Origin of the sequence: Pantoea sp. SO10 (assembly GCF_005281435.1) — a bacterium.
Lineage (GTDB): Bacteria > Pseudomonadota > Gammaproteobacteria > Enterobacterales > Enterobacteriaceae > Pantoea > Pantoea leporis.
In genome coordinates this window covers 557314-572675 of sequence record NZ_CP040095.1, presented here as the reverse complement: position 1 = coordinate 572675, position 15362 = coordinate 557314, and the positions used below count along the sequence as shown (strand labels likewise).

The following is a 15362-nucleotide window of genomic DNA, read 5'->3' as shown; positions in this document are numbered from 1 at the left end:
ACGCATCAGCGTCCCTTTTTACTTTTCGCGTTTATCGCTTATGCGTCACGACGACGTGGTGCAGCAGCGCCTTCTGGACGCGGGCCACGACCACCTTCACGGCTGAAGCGTCCGCCTTCACGGCCACCTTCACGACGTTCGGAGAAGCGACGTGGAGCGCCTTCGCCACGTGGAGCACCATCACCGCGCGGTGCGCCATTGCCACGACGTTCGCCGCCAGCAGATGGACGACGTTCGCTACGCTCGTGCACTGGCGCATCACCCATCAGCTGCATATTCATCGGTTTGTTCAGAATACGCGTACGAGTAAAGTGCTGCAGCACTTCGCCCGGCATGCCTTTCGGCAGCTCGATGGTTGAGTGAGTACCAAACAGCTTGATGTTACCGATGTAACGGCTGCTGATGTCGCCTTCGTTAGCGATCGCGCCAACGATGTGACGAACTTCAACACCATCATCACGGCCCACTTCAATGCGATACAGCTGCATTTCGCCAACGTCACGACGTTCACGACGTGGACGATCGCCATCGCGGCTGTCACGGCTTTCGCGTGGACCACGAGAATCACGTGAATCACGACGCTCACCACGGTCAGGACGATCGCTGAACTCGCGACGTGCTGGACGCGGTGCTTCTGGTGGCAGAATCAGTGGACGTTCGCCTTGAGCCATTTTCAGCAGTGCTGCGGCCAGCGTTTCGATATCCAGATCTTCGCCCGGCTGCATTTTGCTCAGCAGTGCGCGGTACTGATCCAGATCGCTGCTTTCCAGCTGCTGCTGTACTTTAGCCGCGAACTTAGCCAGACGACGCTCACCCAGCAGTTCTGCGTTCGGCAACTCAACTTCTGGAATGGTCAGCTTCATGGTGCGTTCGATGTTGCGCAGCAGACGACGCTCGCGGTTCTCAACGAACAGCAACGCACGACCTGCACGACCAGCACGGCCGGTACGACCGATACGGTGAACGTAAGACTCTGCATCCATTGGGATATCAAAGTTTACAACCAGGCTGATACGCTCAACGTCCAGGCCACGTGCTGCAACGTCGGTTGCGATCAGGATGTCGAGACGACCATCTTTCAAACGCTCCAGCGTCTGCTCACGCAGTGCCTGGTTCATGTCGCCGTTCAGTGCTGCGCTGTTATAACCGCTGCGCTCCAGCGCTTCGGCCACTTCCAGCGTGGCATTTTTGGTACGCACGAAGATGATGGCTGCATCGAAATCTTCCGCTTCCAGGAAACGAACCAGCGCATCAGTTTTACGGCCGTATGCGGTCCAGTAAGACTGAGAAATGTCCGGGCGCGTAGTCAGGCTTGACTGGATGCGCACTTCCTGTGGATCTTTCATGAAGCGCTTGGTAATACGGCGAATCGCTTCTGGCATGGTGGCTGAGAACAGCGCGGTCTGATGACCGTCTGGAATCTGCGCCATGATGGTTTCAACGTCTTCGATGAAGCCCATACGCAGCATTTCATCCGCTTCGTCCAGCACCAGACCGCGCAGGTTAGACAGATCTAACGTGCCACGCTTCAGGTGATCCAGCAGACGACCAGGGGTACCGACAACAACTTGTGGTCCCTGACGCAGTGCGCGCAGCTGTACGTCATAACGTTGGCCGCCGTACAGGGCTACCACGTTAATGCCACGCATGTGTTTAGAGAATTCTGTGACGGCTTCAGCAACCTGTACCGCCAATTCGCGGGTAGGTGCCAGCACCAAAATTTGCGGTGCTTTAACAGTAGGATCAATGTTGTTTAGCAGCGGCAGTGAGAATGCCGCAGTTTTACCACTACCGGTCTGCGCCATACCCAACACGTCACGGCCAGCCAGCAGATGAGGAATACACTCAGCCTGGATTGGAGAAGGCTTTACGTAGCCCATACCGTTCAGTGATTCGAGGATGTCGGCGTTCAGGCCAAGGTCAGCAAAAGTGGTTTGAATATCAGTCATGTAGTACACGTGCCTCTTAGATTGCGGCGGCCAGTCTACATAACTCGTCGTGAAAACTTTCAGTCATTTTCATCAAAAAGTGTGAACCGGCTCAAATTAGAAGTTTTGACGAACAGAAAAGCCCTCATCTCTGAAGATGATGACTTTACAGGTATTCAGGCAATAAAAGTTCGTCAGCTATTGCTGGTCAGATTCTGATAAATCGTCTTGTGTCTGGCCGAGTTGCGCCAGTTCCAACAATGCGTATCGGTGCTCAACAAAGTTATTTACGTTGTTGGCCACCGCCAGTTTGAACAACGCTTTCGCGTCGTCCTTCTCCCCCAGACTTAGGTAATACTTACCTAAATAGAAGTTGGTTTCACTGAGATGTTCAGCGAGCGAGGTGTTATCCGTTGCGTCCGCCTTGAGACGTTCCATCAGCGTTTTTTCACTGATGTCGCCAAGGTAGAACTCGACAATATTCCATCCCCATTGATCGCGAACCGCTTTGTCATGACGCTGTCTCAGCGTAACTTTTGCCTTGTCGGCATCCATATCGCTTTCAACGAGATAGAGCCAAAGGCTGCGGAATGGATCGTTAGGATCGTCTTGATAAAACGCCAGCAGATCATCTTGCGCTAACTTGTATCGACCGCCGTAATAGAGGGCGATACCACGGTTTAAATGCGCATAGTTGTAAGTTGGATCAAGCTCAAGTACAGAATCAAACGCTTCATAGGCAGCATCAAAGTTGCCTGCCTGCGTTAAGTATATACCGAGATAGTTAAATACCTCAGGCATATCTGGTCTTATAGACAGCGCTTGCGAAAAATCGTTCCGCGCTAATGCCCTCAGACCCAAACTATCATACAACACTCCGCGCTCATATAATAGCTGCGCGCGTTCATCATCGGTCAAGGCACGACTGGCAAGAATTTGTTCCATTCGCGCCAGGATCACCTCTTGCTGCAGTGTGGGCTGCAAAGGTACTGCCAGAACTTCGTTCTTACGCCAATTGGAGTTGCTGCATCCTGCCAGCGTGAGAGCTGTCGCAACAAAACACCAGCGCAAAAAAGGCTTCATTTCCCACTCCCGAATACAAACATTGGGACAACCATCCTGTCATCCTCCTGCTGTGCACAAGGATTCCCGCCCTCGCGATGATCTAAACACCTCTCCCCGCAAAGCAGGGAGAGGTAAATCGGTAAACGCTTACTCGCCGTCAGATGCATCAGATGCAGCGGTAGCAACTTCTTCCGCTGGTTTCTGCTCTGTCGCTTCTTTGATGCTCAGGCGTACACGTCCCTGACGGTCCACTTCCATGACTTTCACTGGAACTTCCTGGCCCATCTGCAGGTAATCGGTCACTTTCTCAACGCGCTTGTCGGCGATCTGAGAGATGTGCACCAAACCTTCTTTACCGCCGCCGATTGCCACGAAGGCACCGAAATCAACGATACGTGTCACTTTACCAGAGTAAACGCGGCCAACTTCGATCTCAGCAGTAATCTCTTCGATACGACGAATGGCTTCTTTGGCTTTCAGGCCATCAGTAGCAGCAATCTTCACGGTACCGTCATCTTCGATTTCGATGGTGGTGCCGGTTTCTTCGGTCAGCGCACGGATCACTGAGCCGCCTTTACCGATGACATCTTTGATCTTGTCTGAACTGATTTTGATGGTGTAAATGCGCGGCGCGAACTCAGAAATTTCCTGACGCGGCGTGCTGATTGCCTGTTCCATCACGCTCAGAATGTGCAGACGCGCACCCTTCGCTTGGTTCAGAGCAACCTGCATGATTTCGCGGGTGATGCCTTCAATTTTGATATCCATCTGCAGCGCAGTGATACCGTCGCGGCTACCCGCTACTTTAAAGTCCATATCGCCGAGGTGATCTTCGTCACCCAGGATATCAGACAGAACCACAAAGTTGTCGGCTTCTTTAACCAGACCCATCGCAATACCGGCTACGGCAGCTTTGATCGGTACGCCAGCGTCCATCAGTGCCAGAGATGCACCGCACACGGAAGCCATTGAAGAAGAACCGTTAGATTCAGTGATCTCTGAAACCACACGCACGGTGTAGGGGAAATCAGCTTGCTTAGGCATTACTGCCAGCACGCCGCGCTTCGCCAGACGACCGTGACCAATTTCACGACGCTTCGGTGAGCCAACCATACCGGTTTCGCCCACGCAGTATGGAGGGAAGTTGTAGTGGAACAGGAAGCTATCAGTACGCTCGCCCATCAACTCATCCAGATTCTGCGCATCACGTGCGGTACCCAATGTTGCGGTAACCAGCGCCTGCGTTTCACCACGGGTAAACAGTGAAGAACCGTGCGTGCGTGGCAGTACGCCAGTGCGCACATCCAGGCCACGAATCATATCTTTCTCACGGCCATCGATACGCGGTTCGCCACGGATGATGCGGCTACGAACAACACTCTTCTCAAGGTCGTGAACGATGTCAGCGATATCGCCAGCATCCAGCGTTTCATCTTCAGCCTGCAGTGCAGCGATGGTCGCGTCTTTCACTGCGCCAACCTGAGTGTAACGCTCTTGCTTATCAGTGATGCGATAGGCATCGCTGATGCCCGCTTCTGCCAGTGCAGTAACGCGTGCGATCAGTGCATCGTTAGTTGGCAGTGGCTGCCAATCCCAACGTGGTTTACCCGCTTCGGCAACCAGCGCATTGATGTTTTCGATAACGATCTGCTGTTGGTCGTGGCCGTATACCACAGCGCCCAACATCTGCTCTTCAGTCAGGATGTCAGCTTCTGATTCCACCATCAGCACCGCGTTCTGGGTACCGGCAACAACCAGGTTCAGACGTGATTCGTTGATTTCATCAGCAGTTGGGTTCAGTACGTACTGATCGTTGATATAACCCACGCGCGCTGCGCCGATTGGGCCATTGAACGGCAGACCTGACAGAGCCAGCGCAGCAGATGCGCCGATCATCGCAACGATGTCTGGGTTAACCTGTGGGTTAACAGAAACAACGGTTGCAATAACCTGCACTTCGTTAATGAAGCCTTCCGGGAACAGCGGACGAACTGGACGGTCAATCAGGCGTGAGATCAGGGTTTCGCCTTCGCTTGGACGGCCTTCACGACGGAAGAAGCTACCCGGGATACGACCAGCAGCGTAAGTACGCTCCTGATAGTTAACCGTCAGCGGGAAGAAATCCTGACCTGGTTTATTTTTTTTCTGGCCAACAACGGTAACGAATACAGCAGTGTCATCCATGCTCACCATTACTGCAGCGGTAGCCTGGCGCGCCATCATGCCGGTTTCCAGCGTGACGGTATGCTGACCATATTGGAATTTGCGTACGATCGGGTTCAGCAAAATTTAAGTCCTTAAATTCAGAGGCGCAGCCCATTCTGGCGCGCCGGGGATTACCGATCTTCAGTTGCATCCTCGCGACTAATGACAACCTTAACCGCCCATGCGGTAAAGCCTCTCATTAGCCGCGCGAACCTCTGCAAGCAAAGATCACTCTCTGCAACAATACATGAGTTTGGTCCGGATTGCTGCGGATTGCTCGAAAAAAGGGGCCATAAAGGCCCCCTTTTCGCGAAACTCGCACAAATCTGATCGTCAGATGCGTTTTTTTGCATGGTGCATGCGCTACATCCTTGATCAGATTCTTCAGACTTAGCGACGCAGACCCAGGCTTTCGATCAGACTGGTGTAGCGAGCAACGTCTTTACGCTTCAGGTAGTCCAGCAGCTTACGACGCTGAGATACCATGCGCAGCAGACCGCGACGGCTGTGGTGATCTTTCTTGTGCTCAGAGAAGTGACCCTGCAGGTGGTTAATCTGAGCAGTCAGCAGAGCAACCTGAACTTCAGTTGAACCACTGTCGTTGGTACCACGACCGTATTTAGCAACGATCTCTGCTTTAGCTTCTACGCTTAGAGACATAATAAACTCCGTTAGATAATGAATGTATGGGTGCCGATCTCTAATTCAGCAGCCCGCTTTTAAAGCCGCGCCATTCTACTCTTCGCCAGATAGCAACGCAAATGCGCCGTTAGGTCAAATGCGAGAGGCTTGATTACGCAGGAAATTCTACCACCAGACGACGCGGCGCCACGCGCCCATCGTCGGCGATTTCGGCCATGCCAATGAATTTGTGCTCATCACCTTCCGTCACGCGCACCAATCCCTGTTCCGGCGCATCCGCCACCTGAACCGGCATACCTTGTTTGAAATAAGCCGCCACCGTAGGCAGCAAATTCACTATCGGGAACTCTTCTGCCGGACTATCCATCGGCAGCAATAACGCATCGAGCGCACTGTAATCCGGCGTTTCCGCCATGTTGACGGTGGCCGCCACTTCCTGCAGCTGCTCCAGCGTCACCATTCTTTCGATCGGATAACGCGCCACCTGCAGACGACGCAGCATGATAACGTGCGCACCGCAGCCAAGCCGTTCACCGAGATCGTCGATGATAGTGCGGATGTAAGTGCCTTTAGAGACGTGAATCTCCAGCTCCAGTTCATCACCTTCCCAGCGAATAAACTGCAGCTCAAACACTTTGATCGGGCGCGCTTCACGCGGCACGGTTATGCCTTCACGTGCGTACTCGTACAGCTTGCGTCCCTGATACTTCAGCGCGGAGAACATGGTCGGCACCTGCATGGTGTCGCCACGAAAATAGTCCAGCGCTGCATCCAGTGCCGCCTGATCAAAAGTAATCGGACGCGTCTCAACAATATTACCGTCGGCATCAGACGTATCGGTGCGTTCACCCAGGCGAGCAATGACGCGATAACGCTTGTCCGAATCGAGCAGATACTGCGAAAACTTGGTGGCTTCGCCGAGGCAAACCGGCAGCATGCCGGTCGCCAGAGGATCGAGTGCGCCGGTGTGGCCCGCTTTGTTCGCGTTGAACAGACGTTTTACTCTCTGCAGCACATCATTGGAAGATGCGCCTTGGTGCTTATCCAGCAGAAACACACCGTGGACGTCGCGACCGCGACGACGAGGACGACTCATTAGTCCTCCTTGTCATCTTCCGCCGGGCTATCGCCACGACGCTCAACATCGCTCTTAATAACGTTGCTGACCAGGTTCGACATGCGCATACCTTCGATCAGCGAGTTGTCGTAGAAGAAGGTTAGCTCCGGCACGATGCGCAGGCGCATCGCTTTACCTACCAGCGTACGGATATAGCCAGAGGCTTCTTTAAGCGCCTTCAGGCCGTTTTGCACTGCTTCTTCATCTTTATCATTCAAAAAGGTCACAAACACCTTGGCATAGGCAAGATCGCGCGACACTTCGACGCCCGAAACCGTCACCATCATACCGAGACGTGGATCTTTAATTTCGCGCTGCAGGATAATTGCGATCTCTTTCTGCAACTCCTGAGAAACGCGCTGTTGGCGGCCAAATTCTTTTGCCATTATTCTTTCTCCCAAATAATTCGGGAGGCCAGAGGCCTCCCAAATTGCAACACATCAAATGATGATCAATCGATGGTGCGTTTAATTTCAATCACTTCGAACACTTCGATCATATCGCCAACGCGAACGTCGTTATAGTTCTTCACGCCAATACCACATTCCATGCCGTTACGAACTTCGTTGACGTCATCTTTGAAGCGACGCAGAGATTCCAGCTCGCCTTCATAGATAACCACGTTGTCACGCAGTACACGGATTGGGTTGTGACGTTTGATGATACCTTCAGTGACCATACAGCCCGCGATGGCACCAAATTTCGGTGATTTGAACACGTCACGTACTGCAGCCAGACCGATAATCTGCTGTTTGAACTCTGGAGCCAGCATACCGCTCATCGCAGCTTTCACTTCGTCAATCAGATTATAGATGACGGAGTAGTAACGCAGGTCAACGTTTTCAGCGTCAATCACGCGGCGAGCAGATGCATCAGCACGCACGTTGAAGCCGAGAATGATGGCGTTGGATGCTGCAGCCAGCGTGGCGTCGGTTTCGGTGATACCACCCACGCCTGAACCGATAATGCGTACTTTCACTTCGTCGGTAGAGAGTTTCAGCAACGAATCAGAGATGGCTTCAACAGAACCCTGTACGTCAGATTTCAGTACGATGTTCAGCTCAGACACTTCGCCTTCAGTCATGTTGGCGAACATGTTCTCCAACTTAGACTTCTGCTGACGCGCCAGCTTAACTTCGCGGAATTTGCCCTGACGATACAGTGCAACTTCACGCGCTTTCTTCTCATCACGTACTACAGTCGCTTCATCACCCGCAGCCGGCACACCGGACAGACCGAGGATTTCGACTGGAATGGATGGACCCGCTTCCAGTACTTCACGACCCAGTTCGTCACGCATCGCACGTACACGGCCATATTCGAAGCCGCACAGCACGATATCGCCTTTGTTCAGCGTACCTTCACGTACCAGCACGGTAGCAACCGGGCCACGACCTTTGTCGAGGAACGATTCAATCACCACGCCGCTCGCCATACCTTCACGGATAGCAGACAGTTCCAGAACTTCAGCTTGCAGCAGAATCGCATTCAGCAGGTCGTCGATACCGGTACCGGCTTTCGCAGAGACGTTAACGAACATGTTCTCACCGCCCCACTCTTCCGGAAGAATTCCGTACTGGGTCAGTTCGTTCTTAACGCGGTCTGGATCAGCATCTGGCTTATCAATTTTGTTAACCGCAACAACCACTGGCACACCGGCTGCTTTTGCATGCTGGATAGCTTCAACGGTCTGAGGCATCACGCCATCGTCAGCAGCCACAACCAGGATAACGATATCCGTGGCCTGCGCACCACGAGCACGCATTGCGGTAAACGCGGCGTGTCCCGGGGTATCGAGGAAGGTAATCATACCGTTGTCAGTTTCAACGTGGTAAGCACCAATATGCTGGGTAATACCGCCCGCTTCGCCTGATGCCACTTTCGTTGAACGAATGTAGTCAAGCAGCGAGGTTTTACCGTGGTCAACGTGACCCATGATGGTGACGACTGGCGCACGGCTTTCCTGCGCAGCATCGGTGTCACGATCGTCCATTACCGCTTCTTCCAGCTCATTCTCGCGGCGCAGGATCACTTTGTGACCCATCTCTTCCGCAACCATCTGAGCGGTTTCTTGATCGATAACCTGGTTAATGGTCGCCATGGCGCCCATCTTCATCATCGCTTTAACGACCAGAGAACCTTTGATCGCCATTTTGTTGGCCAGTTCAGCAACGGTGATGGTTTCACCGATGACAACATCGCGGTTAACCGCCTGAGCCGGCTTGTTAAAGCCCTGCTGCAGGGTGCTTGGCTTACGATGCTTACCGCCTTTACCGCCACGCACCTGAGCACGCGCTTCTTCGCGATCAGTTTTAGCTTCAGAATGCTTGTTGCCTTTCTTAACCGGACGAGCCGCTTTGGTGGTGCGAGCACGTGCACGGCCAGCTTCTACCTGGCGATCGTTCTCGTCTTCTGCCTGACGGGCGTGAGTAGAGGTAGTGACGTGATAGTCGCCTTTATCCTCTTCTTCAGGTTTTGCCCATTCAGCGCCTTTCTCTTCAGCCAGGCGGCGGGCTTCTTCAGCCACGCGGCGCGCATCTTCTTCCAGCTTACGGCGTGCTTCTTCTTCTGCTTTACGTTTCAGTTCGGCAGCTTCTGCTTCACGACGGGCTTTATCAGATTGCGCAGCCTTGGCTACTACATCGGTAGGTTGATTAGTCAATTTCTCTTTTTCCGCTGCTTCACGTTTAGCCTTGTCAGCGGCTTCGCGCTTGGCTTTGTCTTCGGCTTCACGTTGCGCTTTCTGTTCAGCTTCGCGACGGGCTTGTTCTTCCGCCTCGCGACGCGCCTGCTCTTCCGCTTCACGCTGCGCCTCGGCTTCCGCTTCTGCCTGAGCTTGCTCAGACTCTGCATCGCCTTTCACGTATGTGCGCTTTTTGCGGACTTCGATTTGTACCGACTTACTTTTACCCCCGGTGACGGGAATATTCAAGGTGCTGCGCGTCTTGCGCTGCAAAGTCAGCTTGCTTGAACCGGTCTGACCGTGCTCACGATTCAGGTGAGACAGTAAGGTTTCTTTCTCTTGCTGGGATACCGCATCGTTTTCAGACTTACGGATCCCTGCATCAGCAAATTGCTGTACCAGGCGATCGACCGGGGTCTGAATTTCGGCGGCCAGCGATTTTACGGTTACATCTGTCATGCTGTTCCTTCCTGTTATTACGCGTCATCGCCGAACCAGCAGATATTACGTGCAGCCATAATCAGCGCACCGGCTTTCTCGTCATCCAGCCCTTCAATATCTGTCAGATCGTCAACACCTTGCTCAGCGAGATCTTCCAGCGTGCAAACGCCTTTCGACGCCAGGCGATACGCCAGCGCACGATCCAAGCCCTCAAGATTCAGAAGATCCTCAGCGGGCTCCTGATTACCAAGGCTCTCTTCTTTCGCTAATGCCAGGGTGGTTAACGCATTTTTTGCTCGTTCACGCAGGGCTTCAATGGTCTCTTCATCGAGGCCGTCGATTTCCAGCAGCTCGTTGATTGGCACATAAGCCAATTCTTCCAGCGAAGAGAAGCCCTCTTCCACCAGAATGGTGGCGAACTCTTCGTCGATGTCGAGATGTTTGGTGAACATATCGATCGCTGCATGCGCTTCAGCTTGGTGCTTAGCCTGCAGATCATCGACGGTCATCACGTTCAGTTCCCAACCGCTCAGTTGGGAAGCCAGACGCACGTTTTGGCCGTTACGGCCGATCGCCTGAGCCAGATTGCCGGCTTCAACAGCGATATCCATGGTGTGATTGTCTTCATCCACCACAATTGACGCCACATCGGCTGGCGCCATAGCGTTGATAACGAACTGCGCCGGGTTGTCGTCCCACAGCACAATGTCGATACGCTCGCCACCCAGCTCGCTCGAAACCGCCTGGACACGCGCACCGCGCATACCGACGCAAGCGCCCACTGGATCAATACGTTTATCGTTGGTCTTCACCGCGATTTTGGCGCGTGAGCCCGGATCGCGCGCTGCCGCTTTGATCTCGATAACTTCTTCGCCAATTTCTGGCACCTCAATGCGGAACAACTCGATCAGCATTTCTGGTTTAGAACGGGTGACGAACAGCTGCGCGCCACGCGCTTCAGGGCGAACGGCATACAGCACACCGCGGATACGGTCACCTGGACGGAAGTTTTCACGCGGCAGCATGTCTTCACGCAAAATCACGGCTTCAGCATTGCTGCCGAGGTCCAGTGAAATGTTGTCACGGTTCACTTTCTTCACCACGCCGGTGATGATTTCGCCTTCGTGTTGACGGAACTGATCAACCACCATTGCACGCTCAGCTTCACGTACTTTTTGTACGATAACCTGCTTAGCAGTTTGGGTGGTGATACGGTCGAAGGTGACAGATTCAATCTGATCTTCGACAAATTCGCCCAGATTGAACGCTTCGTCTTCATAACGGGCTGCATCCAGCGTGATCTCGCGAGTCGGCTGCGTGACTTCTTCTACAATCTGCCAGCGACGGAAGGTGTCGAAATCGCCGCTGCGGCGATCGATGCTGACACGCACTTCGATCTCTTGCTCATACTTCTTTTTGGTCGCAGTGGCCAAAGCGCTCTCCAGCGCTTCGAAGATTTTCTCACGCGGCAGGGCTTTTTCGTTAGAAACGGCTTCTACTACAGCTAAGATCTCTTTGTTCATCCTGGTTAGCCTCAATCCGGACTTTTAAAAGTGGGGGACCAGGTTCGCTTTCTGAATGTTGCTCAGCGCGAACACTTCATCGTTACCCTCAACGGTCACCGTGATCATCTCGCCTTCAACAGACTTAATGATACCCTGCCATTTACGGCGGTTTTGTACGGCCATGCGTAGTACCAGGCTCACCTCGTCACCGACAAAACGTGCATAGTGTTCAGCAGTGAAAAGAGGACGTTCGAGACCCGGCGAGGAAACTTCAAGGTTGTAAGCCACGGTAATTGGATCTTCCACATCCATTACTGCGCTAACCTGGTGGCTAACATCGGCGCAATCATCAACATTGATACCCTCTTCACTATCAATATAGATGCGCAGGGTTGATGTGCGACCACGAATAAACTCAATACCGACTAATTCGTAGCCAAGCGCTTCTACTGGAGCAGAGATCAACTCTGTCAATTTTTGCTCTAATGTGGACAAGCCCACCCCCAAGACATAAAAAAAGGGCCTATAGCCCAGTGTTTCGATTTCCTGATAACAAAAAACCCCGAATATTCGGGGCTTTTTGTGACTGGACCCTGTACGCCGCATAGCGGCTTCGGAGCACAATCCAAAAGAATTTTTTTCAAAAATCACTGAGATTGCGTCCGTCGATGCATACAGTATATTTGAAAAAGAACTCTAAGGGAAAGTGGTTGCGGGGGCCGGATTTGAACCGACGACCTTCGGGTTATGAGCCCGACGAGCTACCAGGCTGCTCCACCCCGCGTCCGAAAACGTGGCGAATAATACGCCGACCTTGCAAAAAATGCAAGTTAAACTGAGATTTGGTACCGAGGACGGGACTTGAACCCGTAAGCCCTTTCGAGCACTACCACCTCAAGGTAGCGTGTCTACCAATTTCACCACCTCGGTACATCACTAGACTGCGACGTTGTTTTATCGCACTACAGCGTTGACGATCTTACTGCGGGATATCATTGCCCGGTGTTGCCGGTTTAGCTGGCTGAGTCTGCTGTTCAGACTGCACCGTCGCAGTGAGGTTATCCCACTCGCTACCTTTGGCTGTTTTATTACTGTTCAGGTTACCCAGAACCAGGCTGATGATGAAGAACAGCGTAGCCAGTACCGCGGTCATACGAGTCATAAAGTTGCCAGACCCATTTGAACCAAACAGCGTACCAGAAGCGCCTGCACCGAATGAGGCTCCCATATCAGCGCCTTTGCCTTGCTGCAGCATGATCAAACCCACGAGGCCAATCGCTACAATAAGGAAAACAACTAACAGAGCTTCGTACATAATCAACCTGTTTCCTTGCGCGTATCTGCACAGTTAAAGCTTCAACCAATATCGATGGGGAGTCTCGTCATCACCCATCAGAAGCGGGTGTGAATACTAACCAAAGGCACATACCTCTGCAAGTGCAATTTTCACCATCGCTTTCGATTGCGGAAAAAAGCACCATCCCGGTGATTTTGCAGGCGGAAAGTTTAAAAACTCCCCGCCTGAAAACTTACACCGCTTTTACTGCATCCGCGATTTTATGCGCCAGCGCACTGACCTGCGCCTCATCTTCACCTTCCACCATCACACGAATCAGGGGTTCAGTACCGGATTTGCGCAGCAACACACGACCGCGTCCCGCCAGCGTTTTTTCAGCTTCCGCAGTCACAGCTTTCACGCTTTCGCTTTCCAGCGGATCGTGCTCGCCAGCGAAGCGCACATTGACCAGAATCTGCGGCAGCATTTTCATGCCGCTGCACAGGTCATGTAGCGTCATGTGGTTGCGTACGATTGCAGTGAGCACTTGCAAACTTGCTACAATGCCGTCGCCGGTGGTGGTTTTATCCAGCAGAATGACGTGACCGGAGTTTTCCGCTCCTAAACGCCAGCCCTTCTCCTGCATTTTTTCCAGCACATAGCGGTCGCCCACTTTCGCACGGGTAAACGGAATACCCAGCTGTTTCAGTGCCAGTTCCAGACCCATGTTGCTCATTAACGTGCCCACCACGCCACCGCGCAGCTGGCCCTGACGCAGCCCTTCACGCGCAATGATGTAGAGAATTTGATCGCCATCGACTTTGTGACCTAAATGGTCAACCATCATGATGCGGTCGCCATCACCGTCGTACGCCAGTCCGAGATCGGCCTTCTCTTCCAATACGCGATGCTGCAGCAAACGCAGATCGGTCGCACCGCAATCTTTGTTGATGTTCATGCCATCCGGCTGCACGCCGATAGCAATCACATTCGCACCCAGCTCACGCAGCACATTAGGCGCAATGTGATACGTCGCGCCATTCGCACAATCGACCACAATCTTTAGCCCATTCAGGCTCAGCTCGCTTGGGAAAGTCCCTTTGCAGAATTCGATGTAACGACCAGCAGCATCGACAATGCGACTGGCGCGGCCCAGTTCAGCCGACTCTACGCAGGTGATCGGCTTTTCCATCTCCAGTTCGATGGCTTCTTCAACTTCATCCGGCAGCTTGGTACCTTCAGCCGAGAAGAATTTGATGCCATTGTCGTCAAAGGGATTATGAGAAGCTGAAATGACAATACCCGCTTCCGCGCGGAAAGTGCGGGTCAGATAAGCAATTGCAGGTGTCGGCATCGGGCCGGTGAAGGCCGCTGACAATCCCGCCGCCGCCAGGCCCGCTTCCAGTGCCGATTCCAGCATATAGCCTGAAATACGCGTATCTTTACCAATCAATACTTTGCGTGACCCCTGGCGCGCCAGCACCTTACCGGCCGCCCAGCCCAATTTGAGGACAAAATCAGGGGTAATCGGTGCTTCACCGACTTTGCCGCGAATCCCATCTGTACCGAAATATTTACGATTACTCATGCTTTATCCTTTTGCTCTCCGTGTCGCTTCGACGACGCGCATCGCTTCGACAGTCTCTTTCACATCATGCACGCGAATAATTTGCGCCCCTTGCATGGCGGCAATCACCGCACAGCTGAGGCTTCCGGTCAGACGCTGGGCCGGACCGACATTTAGCAACTGCCCAACCATCGACTTGCGTGACATTCCTACCAACAGCGGTAAGCCGTAGTGGTGGAAATGGCTAAGGTTGGCCAGCAGTTCATAGTTGTGGCTGAGATTCTTACCGAAACCGAAGCCAGGATCGAGCATCAGATTATCTTTTTTGATGCCGGCGGCTTCACATCGCGCAATCTGTGCAGCGAAGTAAGCGTCCACTTCGCTCACGATGTGGCTATATTCCGGTGCCTGCTGCATTGTGCGCGGTTCACCTTGCATATGCATCAGACACACCGGCAAGCCTGTTTCTGCCGCCGCCGCCAGCGCGCCCGGTTCAGACAAAGAACGAATGTCATTGATAATGTGAGCACCCACTCGCGCCGCTTCACGGATCACTTCTGGCTTGGAAGTATCGACCGAAATCCACACCTCAAAACGCTGCGCGATGGCTTCCACCACCGGAATAACGCGTGCCAGCTCCTCTTCCACGCTAACTTCATCAGCGCCCGGACGCGTTGATTCACCGCCCACATCAATAATGGTGGCACCGGCATTCACCATTTCATTGGTGTGCGTCAGCGCATCGACCAGCGTGTTGTGACTTCCACCATCAGAGAAAGAGTCCGGCGTGACATTCAAAATACCCATCACATGGGGAAAAGAGAGATCGAGATGGGAATCACGGGCGAACAACTTCATGGCGAGAATCTCCTTGAGGAATCACTGAATCGCGGAATGTAAAAAACCCCGGACTGGCCGGGGTTTGCATTGTAA

13 protein-coding genes and 2 tRNA genes are annotated in these 15362 nt (G+C 53.1%); all 15 read right to left on the bottom strand.

The features are described from left to right. Window positions 1-38: 38 nt before the first annotated feature. The 15 genes from FCN45_RS02560 to folP all read right to left on the bottom strand — a co-directional run bounded on the left by FCN45_RS02560 (window position 39) and on the right by folP (window position 15287). Window positions 39-1949, bottom strand: coding sequence for a DEAD/DEAH family ATP-dependent RNA helicase (locus tag FCN45_RS02560; RefSeq protein ID WP_137385063.1), 1911 nt, complete (start codon window positions 1947-1949; stop codon window positions 39-41). Window positions 1950-1965: 16 nt separating this feature from the next. After that, window positions 1966-2016, bottom strand: coding sequence for a protein YrbN (gene yrbN / locus FCN45_RS23860; RefSeq protein WP_152689941.1), 51 nt, complete (start codon window positions 2014-2016; stop codon window positions 1966-1968). A 110-nt stretch (window positions 2017-2126) separates the two neighbouring features. After that, a complete protein-coding gene (gene nlpI, locus FCN45_RS02550; RefSeq protein WP_137385062.1) occupies window positions 2127-3011 on the bottom strand; it encodes a lipoprotein NlpI in 885 nt (294 codons plus the stop codon). A gap of 129 nt (window positions 3012-3140) precedes the next feature. Continuing rightward, complete coding sequence (gene pnp / locus FCN45_RS02545) at window positions 3141-5279, bottom strand: polyribonucleotide nucleotidyltransferase (RefSeq protein WP_137385061.1); 2139 nt, start codon at window positions 5277-5279, stop codon at window positions 3141-3143. A gap of 309 nt (window positions 5280-5588) precedes the next feature. Further along, entirely contained in the window at window positions 5589-5858 is a 270-nt protein-coding gene (gene rpsO / locus FCN45_RS02540; RefSeq protein ID WP_025903869.1) for a 30S ribosomal protein S15, read from the bottom strand. Window positions 5859-5991: 133 nt separating this feature from the next. After that, on the bottom strand, window positions 5992-6936 hold the full coding sequence (gene truB, locus FCN45_RS02535) for a tRNA pseudouridine(55) synthase TruB (protein WP_137385060.1): 945 nt from the start codon (window positions 6934-6936) through the stop codon (window positions 5992-5994). Continuing rightward, entirely contained in the window at window positions 6936-7343 is a 408-nt protein-coding gene (gene rbfA, locus FCN45_RS02530) for a 30S ribosome-binding factor RbfA (protein WP_101762250.1), read from the bottom strand. The genes truB and rbfA overlap by 1 nt, the downstream gene beginning before the upstream one ends. A gap of 65 nt (window positions 7344-7408) precedes the next feature. Beyond that, entirely contained in the window at window positions 7409-10099 is a 2691-nt protein-coding gene (infB, locus tag FCN45_RS02525) for a translation initiation factor IF-2 (RefSeq protein ID WP_064737725.1), read from the bottom strand. A gap of 17 nt (window positions 10100-10116) precedes the next feature. Further along, a complete protein-coding gene (gene nusA, locus FCN45_RS02520) occupies window positions 10117-11604 on the bottom strand; it encodes a transcription termination factor NusA (RefSeq protein WP_101762251.1) in 1488 nt (495 codons plus the stop codon). Window positions 11605-11628: 24 nt separating this feature from the next. Continuing rightward, complete coding sequence (gene rimP / locus FCN45_RS02515; RefSeq protein ID WP_137386838.1) at window positions 11629-12081, bottom strand: ribosome maturation factor RimP; 453 nt, start codon at window positions 12079-12081, stop codon at window positions 11629-11631. 212 nt (window positions 12082-12293) lie between these two features. Beyond that, window positions 12294-12370: transfer RNA gene (locus FCN45_RS02510), tRNA-Met, on the bottom strand. Window positions 12371-12429: 59 nt separating this feature from the next. After that, window positions 12430-12516: transfer RNA gene (locus tag FCN45_RS02505), tRNA-Leu, on the bottom strand. Window positions 12517-12565: 49 nt separating this feature from the next. Beyond that, a complete protein-coding gene (gene secG, locus FCN45_RS02500; RefSeq protein WP_137385059.1) occupies window positions 12566-12901 on the bottom strand; it encodes a preprotein translocase subunit SecG in 336 nt (111 codons plus the stop codon). A gap of 214 nt (window positions 12902-13115) precedes the next feature. Beyond that, window positions 13116-14450, bottom strand: coding sequence for a phosphoglucosamine mutase (gene glmM / locus FCN45_RS02495; RefSeq protein ID WP_101762253.1), 1335 nt, complete (start codon window positions 14448-14450; stop codon window positions 13116-13118). Between the two features lie 3 nt (window positions 14451-14453). Beyond that, a complete protein-coding gene (gene folP, locus FCN45_RS02490; RefSeq protein WP_101762254.1) occupies window positions 14454-15287 on the bottom strand; it encodes a dihydropteroate synthase in 834 nt (277 codons plus the stop codon). Window positions 15288-15362: the final 75 nt, after the last annotated feature.

Coding starts and splice junctions, on each gene's coding strand:
- rbfA (WP_101762250.1), bottom strand. CDS start 7,343: ATGGCAAAAGAATTTGGCCGCCAACAGCGCGTTTCTCAGGAGTTGCAG.
- infB (WP_064737725.1), bottom strand. CDS start 10,099: ATGACAGATGTAACCGTAAAATCGCTGGCCGCCGAAATTCAGACCCCG.
- secG (WP_137385059.1), bottom strand. CDS start 12,901: ATGTACGAAGCTCTGTTAGTTGTTTTCCTTATTGTAGCGATTGGCCTC.
- nlpI (WP_137385062.1), bottom strand. CDS start 3,011: ATGAAGCCTTTTTTGCGCTGGTGTTTTGTTGCGACAGCTCTCACGCTG.
- glmM (WP_101762253.1), bottom strand. CDS start 14,450: ATGAGTAATCGTAAATATTTCGGTACAGATGGGATTCGCGGCAAAGTC.
- nusA (WP_101762251.1), bottom strand. CDS start 11,604: ATGAACAAAGAGATCTTAGCTGTAGTAGAAGCCGTTTCTAACGAAAAA.
- rpsO (WP_025903869.1), bottom strand. CDS start 5,858: ATGTCTCTAAGCGTAGAAGCTAAAGCAGAGATCGTTGCTAAATACGGT.
- folP (WP_101762254.1), bottom strand. CDS start 15,287: ATGAAGTTGTTCGCCCGTGATTCCCATCTCGATCTCTCTTTTCCCCAT.
- truB (WP_137385060.1), bottom strand. CDS start 6,936: ATGAGTCGTCCTCGTCGTCGCGGTCGCGACGTCCACGGTGTGTTTCTG.
- FCN45_RS02560 (WP_137385063.1), bottom strand. CDS start 1,949: ATGACTGATATTCAAACCACTTTTGCTGACCTTGGCCTGAACGCCGAC.